Source organism: Desulfovibrio intestinivivus (assembly GCF_053570665.1).
The window spans coordinates 1204808-1224883 of sequence record NZ_JBRBQT010000001.1; the positions used below are offsets into that span (position 1 = coordinate 1204808).

The window sequence follows — 20076 nt, forward strand, 5'->3', positions numbered from 1 at the left end:
TCATCGGGGCAAGGAAACCGCATATGCATGCTTGAATGCCCTCTAGCCCCAGTATATGCTTGGTTTAGCGGAATACATATGCGCATTGTTCGTTAGTTCCGTTTTTATGAACTATTGGGGCGAGTGTCAATATCGCCTGCGCAGGTTTGCCGTCTGGCACCGTCCCTTTGTTTTTATACCAGGAAAAAATGATGAAAACCCTGCACCATCCGGCTGTTGAAAACGTGACGGTCGAAGGTCTCCTGCACGCTCTCTCTGATCCTGTGCGCGTACAGATTCTCAAGGAAATCATACGCTCAAATTCGCCCAAAACGTGTTCTGATTTCCTGAACATGCCGGACAGGGCCATACCCAAGTCGACCCTTTCGCAGCATTTCAGAATATTGCGCGAGGCTGGCCTGATCCGCAGCGAGAGAAGCGGTGTTGCGCTCAAGAATACCCCGCGGTGCCAGGAATTGCAGCCCCGCTTTGGGCGGATGATAGCTGAAATTCTAGCGGCGTATGCCGAGGAGTATGGCAGCAAAAATGCGGAGGAATAGAGGCGGGCAGTCTGTGCTGATAGGGTAAAGGGTGGTTGTGCGGTTCCTTGCAGACGGCGGGTGCAGCCACAAGGACTGACGGCGAGGCCCCTGGGCTTTCAATGGATAAAAACAGGGCCGTCCGCAGTTGCGGGCGGCCCTTGAATTATTGGCTCTACCTCAAAGACGGGGGCATAGCGGCTCCAAGAAAAAATGGGCATACCAAGCAAAGCTGGCATGCCCACCAGGGCAACCTTTGTTTTCCGACCAAAGAAAAGAAGAGAAGGCCCTGTGGAACAATTTTTAATTGGCTTGCGGGATTTTGCAATCGAAAAAGTGGTGAGTCGTATGCCCCCGGTTTTTGAGGCAAGGTGGACGGGCAAGAATACGTGCCCACACTGCGCATGCGAGAAACTACGCATCAAGGACTCATTCTGGCGGACGATCCGTAATATTTCCATTCATGGAAGGGCGTCACGCCTAGTGATTCGCTGCCACAAATACCGATGCGAAGAATGCGGTAGATATTTTAATACCAGACTTGCAGGCATAAAAGTGTGGAGCAGAACAACAGAGCTGCTCAAGCGCAACATTTTTCAGGCCTACAACAAAGGTGTTTCCTGCAAGGACATCGCCGACGAGCACCGCATAGGCGTAGCCAGCGTGGAGCGCTATTACCACCAGATGATGCAGCACAAGAGCAGCCACTGGGCAAACCGCACATGCCCGCGCATTCTGGGCATTGATGAGCATAGATTTACGCGCAGGCAGGGCTTTGCAACCACATTTTGCGACTTGGCCCGCCGCAGGGTCTTTGATGTGGTTAAAGGGCGCAGCGCCGCCGATATGCGCGATTTTTTGCAATCGTTGCAAGGCCGCCACAAAGTTAAAATGGTCTGTATTGATATGAACTCTGCGTATCGGCGACTTGTGAGGGAGTGGTTTCCCAATGCGCACATTGTTGCGGACAGATTTCATGTTATCAGGCTGGTGAATCAGCACTTTTCAGAGCTGTGCAAGGCAATTGATGAAAAACAACTTGCTTATGGGCGAGGCGGTATGATGCGTCTTTTGCTGACTCGCCGTGATCGGTTAACAAACTCACAGAAAGAGCGATTACGAGCATACTTTGCTGACAGGCCGGACATTGAATCACTGTATGAATTTTTACATGAAACAGCGGACTTATTGCGTGTACGGGCGCAAAGTGTCGATTGCTGTCGCAGGTATATAGCTGAATTATTAGATAAAATTGATCACCTTCGAAAAACGCCCTTCGCGCCATTGCGCACCCTGGGTAAGACGTTGCATAATTGGCGGGAAGAAGTGGCCCGAATGTTCCGGTTTACCCGAAATAACGGCATCACAGAAGGTTTTCACCGTAAAATGAAGTTGATCCAGCGGCGTGCGTATGGCTTCCGTAATTTCGAAAATTATCGGTTGAGAGTGCGCGTTCTGTGCTGCTGAAATGGCTAGAGAATTGTTCAGAAACCTGTCGGAAAAATGCCCGCTGAAGGGGCTTGCCCCCGTCTTTGGTGTAGAGCCGAATTATTGCGCGTGGGCTACAGATAAAAGAAACGGGAGGTCAGTGATCTGACCTCCCGGTGACTTCTGGCGGAGCGGAAGGGACTCGAACCCTCGGCCTCCGGCGTGACAGGCCGGCGTTATAACCGACTTAACTACCGCTCCGTTTTTTGGGATGGTGGGCAGTACAGGACTTGAACCTGTGGCCCCCGCCGTGTGAAGGCGGTGCTCTACCAGCTGAGCTAACTGCCCTCCCGGCGAAAATGAGTTCTACGCAAACACCCCCTCAGAGTCAAGCGAAAAAAATAAAGTAAAAAAATTTTTACAAGACAAAAATTTTAACATGCTGATTTTTAAGTGAAAGTTAAAAAAATGCCCCATAATGTCCTTTTGCTTGTGTTGCGGTGCTTCTTGGGGAGTGCTAGACCTCCCTTAGCACATTACAGATCGCTGAACGCCGCTGTTTTCGCGCTTCCGGCGCAAAAGCAGCACAGTGGACGCGCCGCCGTGGAGGCGGTTTTCTGTTCTGGGCAATTCGCTGTTGAGGCACAAGAAAAATGAGATTTTTTTTCAAGCAGATATGCTTGGCGGCCTGCTTTTTTGCAGTTGGGCTTGCTGCCCAGTCGGCGCAGGCGCGTGTGGTGGAAGGCAACGTCATCATGGATCAACCCATGCGGGAGAACCTGTGCGCCCTTACCTTTGATGACGGCCCGTCGATAAACACGCCGCATCTGCTGGACATGCTGGGAGAATACGGCATCCCCGCCACGTTTTTCATGTTGGGCAACCAGGCCGAGCGCCATCCCGACATAGTAAAGCGCGTCATTGCCGAGGGGCATGAAGTGGGCAACCACTCCTATTCGCACCCCAATCTGCGCGTAGTCAGCCTTGCCCGCAAAGAAGAAGAACTGCGCCGCACAGATACCATATTGCGCAACCTTGGGGCCTCGCCCCAGTTCATGCGCCCGCCCTATGGCTCGTATGACGCCGCTACTGAAAAAGTTGCGGCCGGTCTTGGGCTTTCCCTCATGCTCTGGTCCATGGACAGCCGCGACTGGCAGCGCCTGCCAGACAATTACGCCACCCTGCGCAACAACAGGGGCACGGTCTACGCGCCGGGTACCCTACGCGGTATCTTTTTGTTCCACGATTCGCACAAGCGCACTGTGGACGACCTGCCGCGCATCATCCGTGATCTGCGCGCTGGCGGTTGTCAGCGTTTTGTGACCGTGACCGACTATCTTGAGGGGCTTATGGATCCCGAACCCGGCCTGCTCATGACGCGCGTCAAGCGCGGCGCACCCGGCATGGATGAGCCTTCCATGGTTGCCCGGCATCAGGTTGAAGGCGTGCATCAGTCAGAAGAACTGCCGCCGCACAGCTTCCCTGCCGGTTCGGCTGATATCCCTCTTGCGCGCAGCAGCACCCCCTGGCAACTGGTGGAAAGCCCAAGCCCTGAGATGGCCGGGCAAGCCGCATTGCCGGGCACTGCCGCGCATCCCGCGCAGGATGCTCCCCAGCCTGCTGGCAGCAGCGCAGTCCAGCCGAGAGAAGGCTCTGCCCTTTCCCCGGCGCAGGCTCCTGCCTCCTGATGCGGGATTAATGTTTCTTTTGACATTGCTCTGCCAAAGGCGTGTAATTCAGCTATGGCATGAGAGTGTGCCCCCATATTTTCCACTGTCCTCCCCCCCACAGGGAAGTACAAATGAAAGGCCCGGATCAACAATCCGGGCCTTTCTGCTTTCCAACATAGAATGATTCGGGGACAGTTCTGTCTGCTTATGAAAGTCGCGTTCTAAAATCCTGGTAGCCAAATTCCCGCAGCATGCGAAAGCGCGTGTCACCCGATGCATCGGCTTCGCAAATGCCGATGGATGGCAAGCGCAGGCCGTTGAATGTGGTGGTTTTGACCATGCTGTAGATGGCCATGTCTTCAAACACAAGCCGCTGGCCGGGCACAAGAGGCGCGTTGAAAGAATATTCACCGGCCACATCGCCCGCCAGACAAGATTTTCCGGCAAGGCGGCATGTCCAGGCCTGTTCTCCGGCTTCGCCTGCAAGTTCTGCCACATGTGCTGATTCGTAGCGCACACGGGGACGGTAGGGCATTTCAATGACATCGGGCATGTGGCAGGGAACGCCGATATCAAGAATGGCCACAGGCATGTCGGCCTGCACCACGTCCAGCACTGTTGCCACAAGCCAGCCTGCGTCCAGAGCCACAGCCTCGCCCGGCTCAAGGTATATCTGCGCGTTGTAGCGGTCGCGCCAGCCGGTCAGGCAGCGGCAGAGCAGATCAAGATCATAACCGGGCTTGGTGATGTGGTGCCCGCCGCCAAAGTTGATCCAGCGGCATTGCGGCAACCACTGTCCAAAATGGTGTTCAACGGCCCTCAGGGTGCGCTCAAGGGCATCTGCCCCCTGTTCGCACAGGGTATGGAAATGAAGCCCGGAAATGCCCTCCAGGGCCGTAGGGTCAAAGTCTTTGGGCCTGATGCCCAGGCGCGAGCCCGGCGAGCAGGGGTTGTAGATGGCGGCTGCGCCCTCGGAATGCTCTGGGTTGATGCGCAGGCCGCACTGAATCTGGCGGTCCGGGCAGCGGCTCTTGTTCTGCATGGCCACTGCGGGCGCGAATTCGCGCCACTGGGCAATGGAGTTGAATACCAGGTGATCCACAAGGGTGAGCAACTCGGCCATCTCGCGCCGGTTCCATGCAGCGGCAAAGGCATGCACCTCGCCCCCAAAGTCCTCCCGCGCCAGCCGCGCTTCGTCCACAGAACTTGCGCAGGCTCCCCACAAGGGGCCGTGCCCCTTGGTGCGCGAAAGGAGCGGAAAGGTTGCCCAGGCTGCGTAACCCTTGAGCGCAAGAAGAATCTTGGCCCCGGTGCGTTCCTGAACAGCGCCCAGAGTGGCGGCATTGGCCAGAAGCTGCGCTTCGTCCAGAACAAAACAGGGCGAAGGAATGCGGGCGGGATCGAACAGAGGGTTCTGGCAGTGCATGGATGTTCCTTTGAACAAAGAGATTTTCAGTATGGTGCCGCGCCAGCGCTGGCTTATGCTTGCCAGATAAAGCGGTCGCGCCCTTCCCGTTTGGCTGTGTAAAGCTGGGCATCGGCCGCGTTTATGAGCGATTCGAGGTCGCTGGCCTTTTGTTCGGCCATGCCGATGGAAACAGAAATGGCTATGCTGAGCGCGCCGATCTGCACTGGTTTTGAACTAACGGAAGTGCGAAAATTTTCAAGCCTTCGGGCGAAGTCGTTTTTATCCATGCTCGGCGCGACCACGCAAAATTCTTCACCACCGTAGCGTCCGCAAATGTAGGGCTCGGGAAACTCGTCGCGCAGCATGCCGCCAAGCTGCCGCAGGGCAATATCGCCCGCCAGGTGCCCGTAACGGTCATTGACCTGTTTGAAATAATCCACATCAATCATGGCGGCGGCCATGGCCCGACGTCCTTTTCTTGCCTCGGCCACAGCCTCTTGCGCTTCAGAGAAAAACTGACGGCGCACCAGCAGGTTGGTGAGGGCATCGCGCTCTGCAAGGGCGCGGTTTTTACGGATAAGATCCTGAATGTCAAGATTCATGGAAATACGGCACAAAAGTTCCTCAAAGGAGGATGTTTTGAATACGTAATCGTTGGCCCCTGACCGCAGAAATTGCGCTCCCGCGTCCGTACCCACAGAAATGACAATAATGGACAGCTCGTCCATGGTGTGGGTTTTGCGGATGGCGGCGGTGAGCTTGATGCCGTCCATGCCGGGCATGTAGTGGTCAGCCAGCACAATGCGTATGCCAGGGTGCTCCTTGAGAATCTGCAAGGCTTCCAGGCCATTGCCTGCCGTGTAAGCAGTGATGCGCTGGCGCCGCAGCAACTCGGATACCTGCATGCACCAGAGGTTGGAATCGTCCACAATCAGGGCTTCAACGCCGCTGTTGGCGCGCAGGCGGCTCACCACCCGCATGAGGTACATCATGTCATCGGGGGTGCGCTTGACGATATAATCGGTAACGCCCTGCAACATCAGGCGCTTATAGATGTCTTCGTCAAAATGGGCGCTGACCACCACCACAGGGATGTGCCGGGCAAGGATGGCAGGGACAATCTCGCCGTTGGGAGCGTCGGGCAGGTTGAGGTCGCAAAGGGCGAGAAAGTACTGCGAGGGATTGTCCTCCAGCAGTTTCAATGCCTGCTGGCGATCCTCGGCGCATTCGTAGGAAAGCCCCAATTGTTCCTTGAGATTGTGCGCCATAAAGCGCGCTGTTGTCCGGCTGTCTTCAACGATGAGAACTTTCTGCATGTTTGCTTCCGCATGGGGGATTGGTTTGGGGCAGGATAAAAAAATTGCGCCGTGCAAGAGTGCGGAACCTGCGCGGCGGCTGTGAATTTTGATCGTATTGATTTTTGCTCTTGCAGTCAAAAGGGATAACGGCTCTTGCGTGTTATATTTGCAGAACATCCCCCACACAGCACCGCTGGCGAAATACCGGGCCAGTGCAGCGGGAACGATTGCCTGCCGCAGTTCTGCCCACGATAGCACGCAACAAAGCCTGCACGAGGAGTTTTGCCCTTTTGCGCGGGCACGGAATCACGTTGGCGATTGAGGGCGCATTATCGCAATGTATGTGGCTCGGCATGGGTGTGCGCCTTCACAGTATTGCCCCTCTTTGTTGGGTGGAGCATGCGGCCTGGTCTTGGCATTCTCCCGGCAAAAAGGTAGCAAGGCCCATGTCCCCATCAATATTGCTTGCCATCCTCTTTGCCGCATTTCTGCACGCGCTTTGGAATATTATTGTCAAAAGCGGTGAGAACAAGCTGTTTGAAACAGGCTTGAACGCCTTTGGCGCTTGCGTGGGCGCGTTGTGTCTGCTGCCTTTTTTGCCGCCTCTGCCGCAGGCCGCGTGGCCTTATCTTGGCATGTCGTGCCTGTGCCACCTCGGGTATTACATTTGCATTTCTGCCGCGTATGAGCGAGTAGACATGTCTTTTGCCTACACCGTAATGCGCGGATGCGCGCCCTTGCTCACCTCGCTGGCCCTGCTGGCCTTTGGCGTGAACATGTCTGTGGGCGCATGGTGCGGCGTGCTTACGCTGTGCGCGGGGATTCTGTGCCTTGCCACGGATAATATGCGCCGTGGCTATGGGTGGAGCGAAGTTTTTATCTCGTTGCGCACCTCATGCATCATCATGGGGTACACGCTGGCGGACGGCCTTGGTGCGCGCGAAAGCGGCAACGCAGCGACCTACACCACCTGGATTTTTTTGATCAACGCGCTCCCAGTGCATGTTTACATCCTGTGGCGACATGGCTGGAGCTACGTGCGCTATGCCCGTAAGCGGATTGCTGTAGGTACGTTTGGCGGGTTGGCGAGCATGGGTTCATACGGCATTGCCCTGTGGGCCATGACCCTGGCACCTATCGCTGTTGTGGCGGCCCTGCGCGAGACTTCGGTGATCTTTGGCATGCTGCTGGCCATGTGGCTGCTGCACGAGCGTTTTACGCCCTTGCGCGGATTTTCTGTGCTGTTGGTTGTCGGTGGTGCTGCACTGCTCAAGCTGGCTTGAGCAGAAGGTTGCAGGCTGGCAGACTCGCCGGTGATTATGGCAGCGGACTATTGCGAGAGGCAGCCTTTGCTGAACGCGGCGCACGTCCACCCCAGTGTGGTGATCGTTCTGCCTCTGGGGCAAGGAGTCAGCCCTGCCTAGATATCACGGGTGCATCGCCGGCACATTACCAACGCAATCACCCCTCGCTGTTTGTTGCTGGCAGGCAACAAGAAAGGGCGCTCCCTTGCGGGAACGCCCTTTTGTATTTTGAAGCAGAAACAGACTAGCTGTTTTCGCTTTCTTCAAACTTCTGCTTGAGCAGGTCGCCCAGGCTCTGACCGGCTTCTTGCGAGCCGGAATGGAATTCCTTGGGCTTGCGGCGTTCTTCCTCGTCCTTGATCTGCTTGATGGACAGGCCCAGGCGGCGCTCTTCAGCGCTGACATGGATAACCTTGGCCTGGATTTCCTGGCCTTCCTTGTAGATCTCGGCGGGGGTCTTCACTTTCTTGCTGGAAAGTTCGGACACGTGCACCAGGCCTTCGATACCTTCTTCCACTTCAACAAAGAGGCCGAAGTCGGTGATGTTGGTCACAATACCCTTGATGGTGCAGCCCACGGGGTAGGTGTTGGGCACATGGCCCCACGGATCATCCACCAGCTGCTTCACGCCGAGGGTGAACTTTTCGTTTTCCTGATCCACGGTCAGCACCTTGGCCTGCACGGTGTCGCCCACCTTGTACAGCTCATTGGGGTGACGCACTTTCTTGGTCCAGGAAATGTCGGAAACGTGGATAAGGCCGTCGATGCCGTCTTCGATGCCAATGAACATGCCGAATTCGGTGATGTTCTTGATGACGCCTTCAAGGACGGTGCCTTCAGGGTACTTTTCAGCAACCAGTTCCCAGGGATTGGGGCGAACCTGCTTCATGCCGAGGCTGATGCGCTTCTTGTCGCCGTCCACGCCCAGGATGACCACTTCGACTTCGTCGCCGGTGTGAACCATCTGGGAAGGATGACGCAGCTTGCGGGTCCAGGACATTTCGGAAATGTGCACCAGGCCTTCAACGCCGGGTTCCAGTTCCACAAATGCGCCGTAGTCAACCAGGTTGGTGACCTTGCCGCTGCACTTAGCCCCTTCGGGGAAGCGGGCGGAGATGTCCTGCCACGGATCGGGCACGAGCTGCTTGAGGCCGAGGGAAACTTTGTTGTTGTCGCGATCAAAGGAAAGCACCTTCAGGGTCAGTTCCTGACCGATGGTGATCATTTCCTTGGGATGGCGAATGCGCTTCCAGCTCATGTCGGTGATGTGTAGCAGGCCGTCGAGGCCGCCGAGGTCAACAAACACGCCGTATTCGGTGATGTTCTTGGCCTTACCGGTAACGATCTGGTTTTCTTCAAGGGTGCGCAGCAGATCCTGGCGTTTGGAATCGCGCTCCTCTTCAAGCAGCACGCGGCGAGAAACGATAACGTTGCTGCGGCGGCGGTTGATCTTGAGCACGCGGAATTCGAATTCCTGGTTGACCAGGGCATCCATATCCGGCACGGGGCGCAGATCCACATGTGAACCGGGCAAAAACGCTTCCACACCGCCGATGTCCACGGTGTAGCCACCCTTGATGCGGCGGACAATGTGGCCCTTGATGACCCGGTTGTTTTCCTGCACGTCTTCGAGCTGGTCGAACACCTGCATGCGCTTGGCTTTCTCGAAAGAAAGAGTGATGGTGCCGTCGTTTTCGTTCTTGCGAACAACGTAAACGTCAACACGATCGCCCACTTTGACGGAAATGTTGCCGGCGGGGTCGCGGAATTCTGCCGCGGGAATCTGCCCTTCGGACTTGAAGTTCACGTCAACAAGCACATTGTCATCATCCACGCGGACGATTTCGCCCTTCGTGATAGAGCCTTCCTCAAGATCGCCGAAATCGGGATTGAGGTAGTTTTCAAGGGCGCTTTCGAAATTGATTTCGTTGTCGTGCCCGGTTTCCAAACCTGCCATATGTCCAGCCTCCAAACATAATTTCCCCATAACAGGGAGGTGCTTTATTATCAGGATTTCATCAGAAGAACAAGAAAAAATACGCGCCAAATCGGCTTTAGCCGCCGAAAAATCGGGATTCCGCGCCGCTTTTGATGGCGCAGCCGTGGCCGCCCGCAAGGGGGATACCCTGCAAGGGCCTGCCTGGCGGGGCTTGCAGGGTATCCCCCCCTTGACTTTTATTGCCGCATGAATTGTTTTGAAAAAGTCGGCGGGGAATTCCGTTAAAATCGGAAACAGTCGCGCTGCGGTAAGAGGGAACGAAGCTTCATCGTTCCGCCACATGGCGGGGCGCTACAGCCAGTCGCGCGAGCGGCGAAGGCGAAGTCTAGGCAAGGGGCGCGAGGCCCCCATGCCCTCAAGTCCGAATATCCTCCGGCATTTCATCCAAACTTAACCCGTCAACGCGCCATTGAGGAGGTTGCCATGCTGCGTACTACGCCGCATTCCATTTTGCATTTTTTCACTCGTACTCTTTTGCCCATTTTTTTGTTGTGCGCCGTCATGGGCGCACCTGTGCTTGCCCCTGCCGCTGAATCCGGCGCGGAGAGCCCCAAGGCCGGAGTGCTGCTGGTGGCCTTTGGCACCAGCGTGCCCGAAGCCCTGGCTTCCATGAAGGCCGTGGATGCGGAGTTCAAGGCCGCTTTTCCCGGTCAGCCTGTGGTGTGGGCCTATACCTCGCAGATTATCCGCAAAAAAATAGCCGCCGAGGGGCATCCCGTGGGCGGCATCAGCGATGGCCTCGCCCAGCTTGCCAAGAATGGCGTCAAGGTCGTGCGCGTACAGTCGCTGCACGTCATGGCGGGCGAGGAGTTCAGCGAGCTTGAACGGGCCGTGCTTATCGATCTGCAAAAAAATTCGGGCCGCTTTGACTCCGTCTTTCTTGGTCGCCCCATGCTGGAATCGAAAAAAGACGCGCAGGAGCTCATTCAGGCCATCAGGGAAGACGTCAAGTCCCTGCGCGGCAAGGATGCAGCCCTGGTGCTCATGGGTCACGGCCAGAGTCATGGCCGCGCGGATCTGACGTTTGAAGGCACACGCGCCGTGTTCCACGATGCGGACAAGCGCGTGTTTATGGCGACAGTCGAGGGCGCACGCAGCGTGGACGATCTGCTGGTGGAACTCAAGGCCGCCAAGGTCAAGAAAGTGGTTATCGAGCCGCTCATGCTGGTGGCTGGCGACCATGCGCACAACGATCTGGCCGGGGATGAAGACGATTCCTGGGCCTCGAAGCTCAAGGCCGCAGGTTTCAAGGTGGAGACCAACCTCAAGGGTTTGGGCCAGATTGCCGGTGCACGCGCCATTCTGGTGCGCCATGCCCGCGAAGCTTTCGATGATCTGACCAAGGAACCCAAGAAGCAGTAGCGGGTCATTGCCTGCGCCGCACATGTGTTGCGGGAGCCGCATAAGCCGGGACAGCGCGCCCGGTTTGTGCGGCTCCCGCGTTTTTGGGCGGGAAAATGCTGAATGCGGGAGGTGCTGCTTCCGGCGTAGGATTTTCGGGAATTTTCGTGGGGTTCAGTGCGCTTGAGTCTGTTTGTGCCTCAAGCCTGGCGGGCCACCAGCCATGCCAGCATGCCGCCCTGCGCCGCAATAGCGGCCGCAAAGGCCAGCCAGCAGCCCCAGAGGGGCAATGCCTTGGGCGCAATGCCCGCAGCCAGCGCCAGCATGCCCTGAAATGCCCGTTTGAGCGGCCACAAAAGCGCCAGCCCCGCCCACACCGAGGCGCTCAGGGTAAAAACCTGCAATTCCTTGATTTCCCACAGCCCCACCAGCGAAGCGTACAGATCCACCTTGCCCGCATTATAGGCATTACCGATGAGTTCCAGCCTGTCCAGAGCCGGGCCGTCAGTGCAGCTTGCGCCAAGAATAAAAAAGATGCCCACAAGCCCGAGAAACAGCAGCAGGAAAAGGCCAAAGGTGCGCATCTGCCAGCGGGAATGCGCTACGCCCGCAAAATCGCCCATGCGTCGCGCAAAAAAATGCAGGGGAATAGCCAGAAGCGGTACAGGAATGATAAGCAGGCCCAACCCTGGCCGCACCAGTGCAAACGCCCCCCCTGCAAGCATAAGATAGCCTGCAAGCGAGATGAAGGATGCGGGTGAGGCGGCAAGGGGCATACGCGCTCCAGTGTCGGCGGTTCTGGCGCGTAGAACAGGGGCGCGCTCGCATTAAATCCTATGCCAAAAAGGGGGAAAGGTCTATGCGGCAAGGGAACTTGCGATAATTTGCCGGGGCGGAGCGCCCGCGCGGCAATGCAGGAGTCCGCCGTCGGGCAAGGGACTGGATTTCGGGCTCAACGTTCTGAGCTGGCACTGGGGGCTAACACACTGAGGCGGCGACTTTAGCCTGATGTTTTGGCCTAGCGTTCGGGCGTGGAGAGAAAGGCGGGCATGCTGGCCGCAGCCCCCCGGCAGGATGCCTCATCAGGGGCAAAGCAGCACAGGATGGCGCACCATGATCCGCCATCGCGCTGTTGCGCCACGCAGCGGTCAAGCTGCCTGTCGGGGCAACTGGCAGCTGGGGCAAGGTCGGGCAGGGCAGCGCGGCAGGCAGCTTCAAGCCGCAGACATTCGGCTTGCGCCTGATACTGCCCCTTTCCCTGATATTTTGCTGTGTTGGCGTGTCGGGCGCACCATGCGGGGCTGTCCACCTCTGCTATCTCTCTCGCGGACGCAGCGGGAGCCAAGAGGCAAAAGGCCAGCAGGCATGCGGCGGCAAAGCCAATGATAAAGGCGCAGGGCAAAAACCCCGCGCCAGTGTAATCAATATGTTTTGCCACGGCCTAGCGCTTGTCCACCACGCGTTTGGATTTGCTGAAGGTACGCGGCAGGCTGGCGTAGTCCGCCACGTTCACGGAAACGCGGGCCATGATGGCCTTGTGCAGGCGGGTTTCAAGCTCATGGGCCAGGGCGGCATCGTTGCCTGCGGTCTGGCCCTGCCCGCGTTCCACGGTGAGGGCCAGATGGTCGAGGGAGCGCTCGTCGCGGGTGAGTTCCACCTGATATTCACCGCCAAGTTCCGCAAACTGGCCGATAACTTCCATGAGCTGACCGGGGTAGATGTTTACGCCACGGTAAATGATCATGTCGTCCGAGCGCCCGAGAATGCGGTCATGGCGCGGCATGGCAAGGCCGCACGAGCATTGACCCGGCAGCAGGCGCGAAAGATCGTGAGTGCGGTAGCGCAGCAGGGGCACGGCCTCCTTGCACAGGCTGGTCACGACCATTTCGCCCACTTCGCCCTCGGCAACTGGCTGCATGGTGGCGGGGTCGAGCACTTCAATGATGAAGAGGTCGGCCCAGTAGTGCAGGCCTTCGTGGGCGTCGCAGTCGATGGCGGTGCCGGGGCCGTACATTTCGGTCATGCCGCCGATGTCGTAACAGCCCTCAAGGCCGAGCTTGCTTTCAATGGCGAGGCGCATCTTTTCACTGCGGGTTTCTGAACCGCAGACCATGCGCTTGAGCTTGATCTTGCCGCGCAGGTCGGCGCGTTCCACTTCTTCTGCCAGCAGCAGGGCCATGGATGCCGTGGCCGTAAAGCCCGTGGCCCCAAGATCCTGCAAAAGCTGCAAGTGCATTTCAAGATTGCCAGGCCCCACAGGCACGGTGAGCATGCCAAGCCGTTCGCTGCCCGCCTGAAAGCCCGCGCCCGCCGTCCACAGGCCGTAGCCCACGGCAAGCTGCATGCGGTCTTCGGGGGTAAAGCCCGCCAGCTCAAAGCAGCGGGCGATCTGGAGGCTGAACGTATCAATGTCGCGCTGGGTGTAGGCGAGAATTTTGCGTTTGCCCGTGGTGCCGCTGGAGGCATGGATGCGCGCCACGTCACGCGGCGGCACGCACAGGAGCGGCAGGGGATAGCCCTCGCGCAGGTCTTCCACGTCGCAGGTGGGCAGGCGGCGCAGGTCGTCCAGGCTTGTGATGTCGTCCGGCTTTAGGCCGCATGCTTCCAGCTTTGCCCTGTACTGGGGCGAATTCCAGGCCTGACGCACGGTGTAGCGCAGACCTTCAAGCTGTTTCTGGCGGATATCCTCATCGGTGAGCTGGGGAATAAAGCGATACGACATGAAGCTCTCCTGATTCCATTGGGGTCATGGGCTTGAAAAGAAAATAAACCACACACTGCGGTTTTTTTGCGCCGCAGGCAAGCCCAAAGGGCGCTGCTGCCTACAGTTTGGCCCCAAGGGCAAACACTTCGCGCACCGAAAGCATGCGCTGTGCCGGTTCGGCGTCCTTTTGCTGTTCCAGCGCCAGCATGAGCAGCACGCGGGCCTTGGCGGGCGAAAGCATGCCGCCGGGCACAAAGCCCTCGTATTCATCAAGGGGCGTTACAGGGCCGGAACCGGTACGGCTGCACCGGATAACGGGGATGCCCCCGGCAATGGCCTGCCGCAGCTCATGGCGCACGGCATCGGGCATGGAACCGTTGCCCATGCCAGCCAGCACTATGCCCGCGCTGCGTTCCACGGAATAGCGCACAAGATCAACAGGCATGCCCGCGCAACCGTAGATCACATCCACGCGAGGCAGATTTTTACGGCCTGCAAGTTCGGCAAAGGTTCCGGCCAGAGCGGGATCTTCCTCCCCGCCGTAGTAAAACTGGGGTTCGCCGTTGATAACACGGCCAAGGCAGCCCGATTCCAGCGCGCGGAAGGCTTCCACATCAAGCGTGGCGACTTTTACAGCCGTGCGGGCCGAGAGCACCCGGCTGTTCATGACCAGCAGCGCGCCGCGCGCCTGCGCCTGGGGGCAGGCCGCCACGGCCACGGCATCGCGTATGTTGATGGGGCCGTCCGCGCTCAGCGAGGTGGAGGGGCGCATGGAGCCGGTCAGCACAACGGGCTTGGGGCTGGCAAGGGTGAGGTGCAGATAGAAGGCCGATTCTTCCAGCGTGTCTGTACCGTGGGTCAGCACCACGCCGCAGATTTCTGGGTCGTCCAGAGCCTTGGCGCACTGCTCGCCCAGCATGGCCCAATGCTCGGGGGTGATGTTCTCGCTGGGCAGGTTGCCGCATTGCACACTGGTGATGCGGGCCACGCCCTCAATGCCGGGCAGGGTTTCGAGCATGCTGTCAACGGTGAGCACCCCCGCCTGATAGCTGATCTGCTCAAGCGGCGTGGGGGCAACGCCCGCAATGGTGCCGCCCGTGGCAATAAGGGCCACCTTGGGCAAGGAGGTTGCGCTGGAACTGGCCGATGACGAAGAATGATTGCTCATGGTGGCTCCTGCGGCGCGCTTTGCCTAGGGACGGCAGGTTGCAGCCGCTTTGTCTTGAACAGTGTGCGCCGCAGCCCAGAGCATGTCTGTCTGCGGTTCGTTGGTATGCGGGCAGATGCTGCGCCCGGCGGGGATAAACCCCATGCGGGCATAAAATGCCAGGGCACGGCTGTTTTTTTCGTACACGGAACAGCGGAGGCTGGCGTTCTTTTGATCGGGAAGTTCAGCCAGCACCTGCTCCTGCACCAGTTCCAGCAGTTGCCGCCCAAGGCCTTTGCCCCACCAGCGAGGCAGCACGAACAATCCCGCCAGATACGTGCTGTTGTCATCCGGTAGGGTTGCGGCAAATGCGGCGGGCTCTCCATCGGCGGTAAGCAATAAAACCTGAGATGAAGGCAGGTAGTGCTCCGCCATAACCGCCCGTTGTCCGCGCCAGAACGCGGCAGGCACAAAGTCATGTCCTGCCAGAGAGGCCGCCAGCCAGATATCGGCGCAGGTCGAGTAATCCTTGGTAGATGCGGCCCTGACTGTTGTTGCAGCCGGGTGTGGTGCGGCATGCCCCGCGTGTGTGTGGAAACGTGTCGTTTTCATGGCCTCCCTCTGCTTAAGCGAGCCAGTGCAGCGCGTCAACCGCCGGGAACGCAGTGCAGTCCCCGCGCTTGTGAAGCCGCGCGCGTTGCTTGGATTTGGAACAACATTGGTGTAGCGTGCCGCAATGGACAAAAAGAAAATACTCCTCGTGTCGTTAGGGCATTTGTCGTGCGATATTAACGGCGGAGCCTTGCCCGCCATACTGCCGTTTTTGCGGTCGGCTTTTGATTTGAGCTATCAGGCCACGGGCGGGCTGATGTTTGCATACTCCTGCCTGTCGTCCATGATCCAGCCGCTGTTCGGCCTGCTTTCAGACAGGTTTTCCAAACCCTGGTTCATCCCCGTGGGCGTGCTGCTGGCGGGCTGCGGCCTCGCGGCCATTGGCTGGATGCCCGGCTACTGGGGGATTTTTGCGGCTATCGGCCTGAGCGGCATTGGGGCGGCCCTGTTCCACCCGGAAGGGGCGCGTTTTGCCAATGCGGTGTCGGGGCAGAACAAGGGCACGGGCATGAGCCTGTTTTCCATTGGCGGCAATGGAGGCTTTGTGCTGGGGCCGCTGCTGGCAACCGCCTGCCTTGGGGCTTTTGGCCTGACGGGAACAACGGTTTTCGCCATACTGGCCGTGATAACGGCGAGCATCTTGGTGTGGTCCATCGCCCGCATGGGCGCTACCAAAAAAGTGGGCGCGGCGGCAGGCGGCAAGGCCGGGCCAGCCCTTGCGGCGGAAGGGGAAACCCCCGGCGAGAACAACTGGCGCGAATTTTCTAAGCTGACGGTCTCGATCGTTACCCGTTCCATCACCTTTGTGGGCTTTAACACCTTTATTCCGCTCTACTGGGTCAGCGCCTTCGGGCAGTCCACGGCAACAGGCGCGGTGGCCCTGACCTTTTTTAGCGTATGCGGTGTTATCAGCAACTTTTTCGGCGGGATGCTTTCTGACAGATTTGGCTACCGCGCTGTTATTCGCGGAGTATTCGCCCTGTTGCCGCCAGTGGTGGCGGTATTCAGCCTGAGCAACAACCTGTACGCGGCATGGGCCTTGCTGCCGCTGCTGGGATTTGTGCTGTACGCGCCCTTCAGCGCGCAGGTTGTGCTGGGCCAGCAGTATCTTGCCAAGAACATCGGCTTTGCCTCAGGCATTACCCTTGGCCTGGCAACCAGCCTTGGCGGCGTGGTGGCCCCGCTGCTCGGCTGGATTGCAGACAACTACGGCATGCCAGCCACCTTTCAGTCGCTGGCGGCGCTTTCCATTGTGGGCGCGATTTTTGCCTATTCCCTCAAACCCGTAACCGTGAAGAAGGAAAAGAAGGCATGAACAGCAAACAAAATACGGAACCTCCCCATGCAGCGCATGCGCTGACGCGCGAAGTGCCGCTCATCGGCGCCGTGCGTATTGTGGAGCGCGGGGGGAGCGTAATTCGTCTCGATCTTGGCCCCACGGCACCCTTTGAACCATTGAAAGATACTACGGAACAGGAAACGCCACTGCTGAACGAAGCCTTTAAGCAGCTTGACGAATATCTGACCGGGAAGCGCCGCGATTTTGATTTGCCCCTTGCCCCGGAGGGCACGGACTTTCAGCGCGGCGTGTGGGATGCCCTGCAAACGATACCTTACGGGCAGACCCGCAGCTACAGGCAGGTAGCCGAAGCCGCCAATTGCCCCAAGGGATACCGGGCGGTGGGCCTTGCCAACAATCGCAACCCCATTGCCATATTTATTCCCTGCCACCGCGTTATCGGCGCGGACGGCAAAATGGTTGGCTACGGCGGCGGATTGCCGATCAAGGAAGCTCTGTTGCGTCTGGAGGGCTACCTGTAGCCGCAGGCTTTTTCAGATGACACGTGTACCTTTTTTAAGCCGTCCTTCGGGGCGGCTTTTTTGCGCGCACAGTCCTTTCTCCCCGGAGGGCAAACCCACATTGGGCGGCTGCTTCTTCCCACCTGTGTTTCCCCACATATTCCAGCGTTCTCTGTGTTGCCTTTTGTGCATACAATCCTGGCGATAATGTTCGCAAGTTGCATAATATATTGAAAATACAATATTAATTTCTTGCTGGTTTGTGCGTAATCCGCCCCGGTTTGCGAATGGGCGAACTCCGGTTTCGCTGTCGGGCAGAATGTCGGCATTGTGCGCAAGAACAAAAAGTCGGCGTAGATATTGTTCAAAACTAAAATAATATACTGTAATTATTGTATTTATTTTGAACATTTCAAGGGTGGAAGCTGTGAGGTACTAGTTCTTGTTCGTGGGTAGTGCCCGTGCCGCACAGCGCATAAAAAAGGCAGCGATAGAATGAAGGCTCCCCTCCATTCTGCCGCTGCCAAAAATCCATGCCCTAAATGTGGGCGCTCAAATTGTGCGCAATTAATTTATTATTCTGTTATTATTGAAATAATTACTTGAATAAACTGTTCCTAACCACCAAAGCCTTGCGCCAAGGGCATGGAATCTGCCCAAGCTTCGGAAATTACGGGCACCTCAAATATTACAGGCGCTGCGGTCGCACGGGCAGCATGGGGCCAAGGTCAATGCCCGCAGGGCTGACCAAGGCGCGGAAGGGATACATCTCCACCCCAGCGGACAGCGCCTCGTAAAACAGGGCGGCATAGGCTGGATCAATGAAATCCGCCGGAGCAAAGCATTCTCCATCCGGACGCTGCACCAGATAGAACATGGCTGCGCGTTCGCCGCAGGCCACAATGTCCATAAGCTCGCGCAGATGCTTTTGCCCGCGTTCACTGGCGGCATCGGGGAAGCAAGCGGCGTTGTCTTCCACCATCGTGACGTTTTTGCACTCCACCCACAGAGGCGGCAGATCGGGGGCCGTGAGCAGGCCGTCCAGCCTGCTTTGCCCGCGTTTTGCCTCGCGCACGAGGGTGGTGTAGCCTTGGGCAAAGGGCAGGCGGCGCGCATGAAAGGCCGCCTCAAGCATGCGATTGGGGGTGCTTGTGTTTACGCCCACCCAGAAGCCGCTGACAGGGGAGTGCGTGCATGATTCATGTGCTCCAGATTCGTGCGCGCTCTCAACCAGTTCAGGTACGGCCCTGCGTGCCAGCCACACGCATTCCTGCGTGTATTTGAGCTTGCGTTCAGGATTGCTTGCCGGGGATGCCAGCACCGGCGCGCCCGGCAGGCACAGACCCAGCATGCTGCCAGAATTGTTGCTGTGCACCCACAGGTCTGCGCCCTGATGCTGCAACAGCACGCTGAAGCGTTTGCGGCGCGCTACAAAGGCGGCCACAATGCAGTGGGGCGGCAAGGGCAGCAGCGGGGCAGTGCTGGCAGAGTCCGGCAAGCCTCCGCAGGAGGGCTGGGAGGTATCGGCAGCGGCTGTATGTGCTGCATTTTTGGGTTCATAGCTCATTTACACCCCGATATGAAGCTGCTAGAAACAGCCAGTTGTGAGTACGCCTGCCGATTGCGGGTGCGTTGCATACGCCAAGGAGCCTCCTTATGCAGATTTCAGACCGTCTGAGCAGTATCAAACCTTCTCTGACACTCAGTGTCAACAGCCGCGCCCTTGAGCTTAAGGCTCAGGGCATTTCCGTAATCAGCCTTGCCGTGGGCGAGCCGGACTTTCCTACGCCCAAACACGTTTGCGAGGCTGCCAAAGCGGCTATTGACGACAATTTTTGCCGCTACACAGCCGTGCCGGGCATTCCCGAACTCCGCAAGGCCGCGGGTGCGTATTTTGAAAGAAACTACGGCGTTCCGGTTCCAATGGAATCCATTGTTATCGGCGCGGGCGGCAAGCACTGCCTCTATAATTTCATGCAGGCCATGCTCAACCCCGGCGACGAGGTGCTTGTGCCAGCCCCGTACTGGCTCAGCTACCCCGATATGGTCATGCTGACCGGCGCAACCCCCGTGCCTGTGCTGGCTGGGCCGGAACAGGGCTTCAAGGTGACGCCCGCCATGCTTGAGGCGCACACCACGGATAAAACCAAGCTGCTCATTCTGAACTCACCCAGCAACCCCACTGGCGCGGTCTACACTGAGGCCGAGTTTACGGCCATTATGGATTGGGCCATTGCGCGCGGGCTGTTTGTGCTTTCTGATGAAATTTACGACCAGCTTGTGTTCGCCCCTGCCAAAATGACCAGCGCCATCAGCTGGTTTGCCAAGTATCCCGAGCAGGTGGCCGTGCTCAACGGCCTCTCGAAGAGCTATGCCATGACAGGCTGGCGCGTGGGCTTTTTGGCTGCGCACCCGACCCTGATCAAAAAAATATCGGCCATGCAGGGCCACAGCACCTCGAATATCTGCTCCATCGCGCAGAAGGCGGGCCTTGCGGCCCTGACCGGCAGCATGGAATGCGTGGACAAAATGCGCGAGGCCTTTGTGCGGCGGCGCGATTTTGCCATGAAGATCATTGAGGGATGGCCCTTTGCCATCTGCCCCAAGCCCGATGGCGCGTTCTACCTCTTTTTGGACGTTTCCAGGTGCTATGGCGGCAGCGTTCACAACTCCACCGACCTTTGCACCCTGCTGCTCGATAAGGCCCACGTGGCCGTGGTGCCGGGCGCGGCCTTTGGCGACGACAAGTGCATCCGCTTCTCGTACGCTGTGGGTGACGACGTGCTCAAGGGCGCGCTGGAAAGCATCGGTAAGGTGCTTGAGCAACTGGCTGCGGAGCCTAAATAG

At 58.1% G+C, this 20076-nt stretch carries 17 protein-coding genes, 2 tRNA genes and 1 riboswitch; of the genes, 8 read left to right on the plus strand and 11 right to left on the minus strand.

Annotated features, from left to right (window positions below; translation table 11 throughout):
• The first annotated feature begins 191 nt into the window (after positions 1 to 191).
• A complete protein-coding gene (locus ACUZ9P_RS05085; RefSeq protein ID WP_449248891.1) occupies positions 192 to 539 on the plus strand; it encodes an ArsR/SmtB family transcription factor in 348 nt (115 codons plus the stop codon).
• 270 nt (positions 540 to 809) lie between these two features.
• Positions 810 to 1985, plus strand: coding sequence for an ISL3 family transposase (locus ACUZ9P_RS05090; RefSeq protein WP_449248892.1), 1176 nt, complete (start codon positions 810 to 812; stop codon positions 1983 to 1985).
• A 145-nt stretch (positions 1986 to 2130) separates the two neighbouring features.
• Here ACUZ9P_RS05090 and ACUZ9P_RS05095 read toward each other — a convergent pair.
• Positions 2131 to 2207 (minus strand) — tRNA-Asp (locus ACUZ9P_RS05095).
• A gap of 11 nt (positions 2208 to 2218) precedes the next feature.
• A tRNA-Val gene (locus ACUZ9P_RS05100) sits at positions 2219 to 2294 on the minus strand.
• Between the two features lie 305 nt (positions 2295 to 2599).
• Here ACUZ9P_RS05100 and ACUZ9P_RS05105 point away from each other — a divergent pair.
• Positions 2600 to 3634 carry a polysaccharide deacetylase family protein gene (locus ACUZ9P_RS05105; protein WP_449248893.1) on the plus strand — a complete coding sequence of 345 codons (1035 nt, stop codon included), beginning with the start codon at positions 2600 to 2602 and terminating at the stop codon, positions 3632 to 3634.
• 187 nt (positions 3635 to 3821) lie between these two features.
• Here the strand turns inward: ACUZ9P_RS05105 and nspC are convergent, their stop codons facing one another.
• Both nspC and ACUZ9P_RS05115 read right to left on the minus strand, forming a co-directional pair.
• A complete protein-coding gene (nspC, locus tag ACUZ9P_RS05110) occupies positions 3822 to 5042 on the minus strand; it encodes a carboxynorspermidine decarboxylase (RefSeq protein WP_449248894.1) in 1221 nt (406 codons plus the stop codon).
• Between the two features lie 53 nt (positions 5043 to 5095).
• On the minus strand, positions 5096 to 6340 hold the full coding sequence (locus ACUZ9P_RS05115; RefSeq protein WP_449248895.1) for a GGDEF domain-containing response regulator: 1245 nt from the start codon (positions 6338 to 6340) through the stop codon (positions 5096 to 5098).
• A gap of 428 nt (positions 6341 to 6768) precedes the next feature.
• On the opposite strand from ACUZ9P_RS05115, the gene ACUZ9P_RS05120 reads away from it, so the two are divergent.
• Complete coding sequence (locus ACUZ9P_RS05120) at positions 6769 to 7605, plus strand: DMT family transporter (protein ID WP_298997971.1); 837 nt, start codon at positions 6769 to 6771, stop codon at positions 7603 to 7605.
• Between the two features lie 265 nt (positions 7606 to 7870).
• On the opposite strand, the gene ACUZ9P_RS05125 is transcribed toward ACUZ9P_RS05120, so the two are convergent.
• Positions 7871 to 9583, minus strand: a complete 1713-nt coding sequence (locus ACUZ9P_RS05125; protein ID WP_298997972.1) for a 30S ribosomal protein S1 — start codon at positions 9581 to 9583, stop codon at positions 7871 to 7873.
• Positions 9584 to 9799: 216 nt separating this feature from the next.
• Positions 9800 to 10020, plus strand: a riboswitch (cobalamin riboswitch).
• Between the two features lie 28 nt (positions 10021 to 10048).
• On the opposite strand from ACUZ9P_RS05125, the gene ACUZ9P_RS05130 reads away from it, so the two are divergent.
• A complete protein-coding gene (locus tag ACUZ9P_RS05130) occupies positions 10049 to 10987 on the plus strand; it encodes a sirohydrochlorin cobaltochelatase (protein ID WP_449248896.1) in 939 nt (312 codons plus the stop codon).
• A gap of 179 nt (positions 10988 to 11166) precedes the next feature.
• Here ACUZ9P_RS05130 and ACUZ9P_RS05135 read toward each other — a convergent pair whose 3' ends face one another.
• The 5 genes from ACUZ9P_RS05135 to ACUZ9P_RS05155 all read right to left on the minus strand — a co-directional run bounded on the left by ACUZ9P_RS05135 (position 11167) and on the right by ACUZ9P_RS05155 (position 15429).
• Entirely contained in the window at positions 11167 to 11742 is a 576-nt protein-coding gene (locus ACUZ9P_RS05135; RefSeq protein ID WP_449248897.1) for a hypothetical protein, read from the minus strand.
• A gap of 242 nt (positions 11743 to 11984) precedes the next feature.
• The gene (locus ACUZ9P_RS05140) at positions 11985 to 12404 is read right to left on the minus strand and encodes a hypothetical protein (protein WP_449248898.1); all 420 of its coding nucleotides are present in this window, start codon (positions 12402 to 12404) and stop codon (positions 11985 to 11987) included.
• Between the two features lie 3 nt (positions 12405 to 12407).
• Positions 12408 to 13688: a phenylacetate--CoA ligase family protein gene (locus ACUZ9P_RS05145; protein WP_449248899.1), complete on the minus strand. Its 1281-nt coding sequence runs from the start codon at positions 13686 to 13688 to the stop codon at positions 12408 to 12410.
• A 100-nt stretch (positions 13689 to 13788) separates the two neighbouring features.
• Entirely contained in the window at positions 13789 to 14838 is a 1050-nt protein-coding gene (locus ACUZ9P_RS05150; RefSeq protein WP_449248900.1) for an asparaginase, read from the minus strand.
• A gap of 24 nt (positions 14839 to 14862) precedes the next feature.
• On the minus strand, positions 14863 to 15429 hold the full coding sequence (locus ACUZ9P_RS05155; RefSeq protein ID WP_449248901.1) for a GNAT family N-acetyltransferase: 567 nt from the start codon (positions 15427 to 15429) through the stop codon (positions 14863 to 14865).
• A 124-nt stretch (positions 15430 to 15553) separates the two neighbouring features.
• Between ACUZ9P_RS05155 and ACUZ9P_RS05160 the strand changes: the two genes are divergently transcribed.
• On the plus strand, positions 15554 to 16744 hold the full coding sequence (locus tag ACUZ9P_RS05160; RefSeq protein WP_449248902.1) for an MFS transporter: 1191 nt from the start codon (positions 15554 to 15556) through the stop codon (positions 16742 to 16744).
• The gene (locus ACUZ9P_RS05165) at positions 16741 to 17250 is read left to right on the plus strand and encodes a methylated-DNA--[protein]-cysteine S-methyltransferase (RefSeq protein WP_449248903.1); all 510 of its coding nucleotides are present in this window, start codon (positions 16741 to 16743) and stop codon (positions 17248 to 17250) included. The genes ACUZ9P_RS05160 and ACUZ9P_RS05165 overlap by 4 nt, the downstream gene beginning before the upstream one ends.
• A 667-nt stretch (positions 17251 to 17917) precedes the next feature.
• Here the strand turns inward: ACUZ9P_RS05165 and sfsA are convergent.
• The gene (gene sfsA / locus ACUZ9P_RS05170) at positions 17918 to 18796 is read right to left on the minus strand and encodes a DNA/RNA nuclease SfsA (protein ID WP_449248904.1); all 879 of its coding nucleotides are present in this window, start codon (positions 18794 to 18796) and stop codon (positions 17918 to 17920) included.
• An 89-nt stretch (positions 18797 to 18885) separates the two neighbouring features.
• On the opposite strand from sfsA, the gene ACUZ9P_RS05175 reads away from it, so the two are divergent.
• A complete protein-coding gene (locus ACUZ9P_RS05175) occupies positions 18886 to 20076 on the plus strand; it encodes a pyridoxal phosphate-dependent aminotransferase (RefSeq protein WP_449248905.1) in 1191 nt (396 codons plus the stop codon).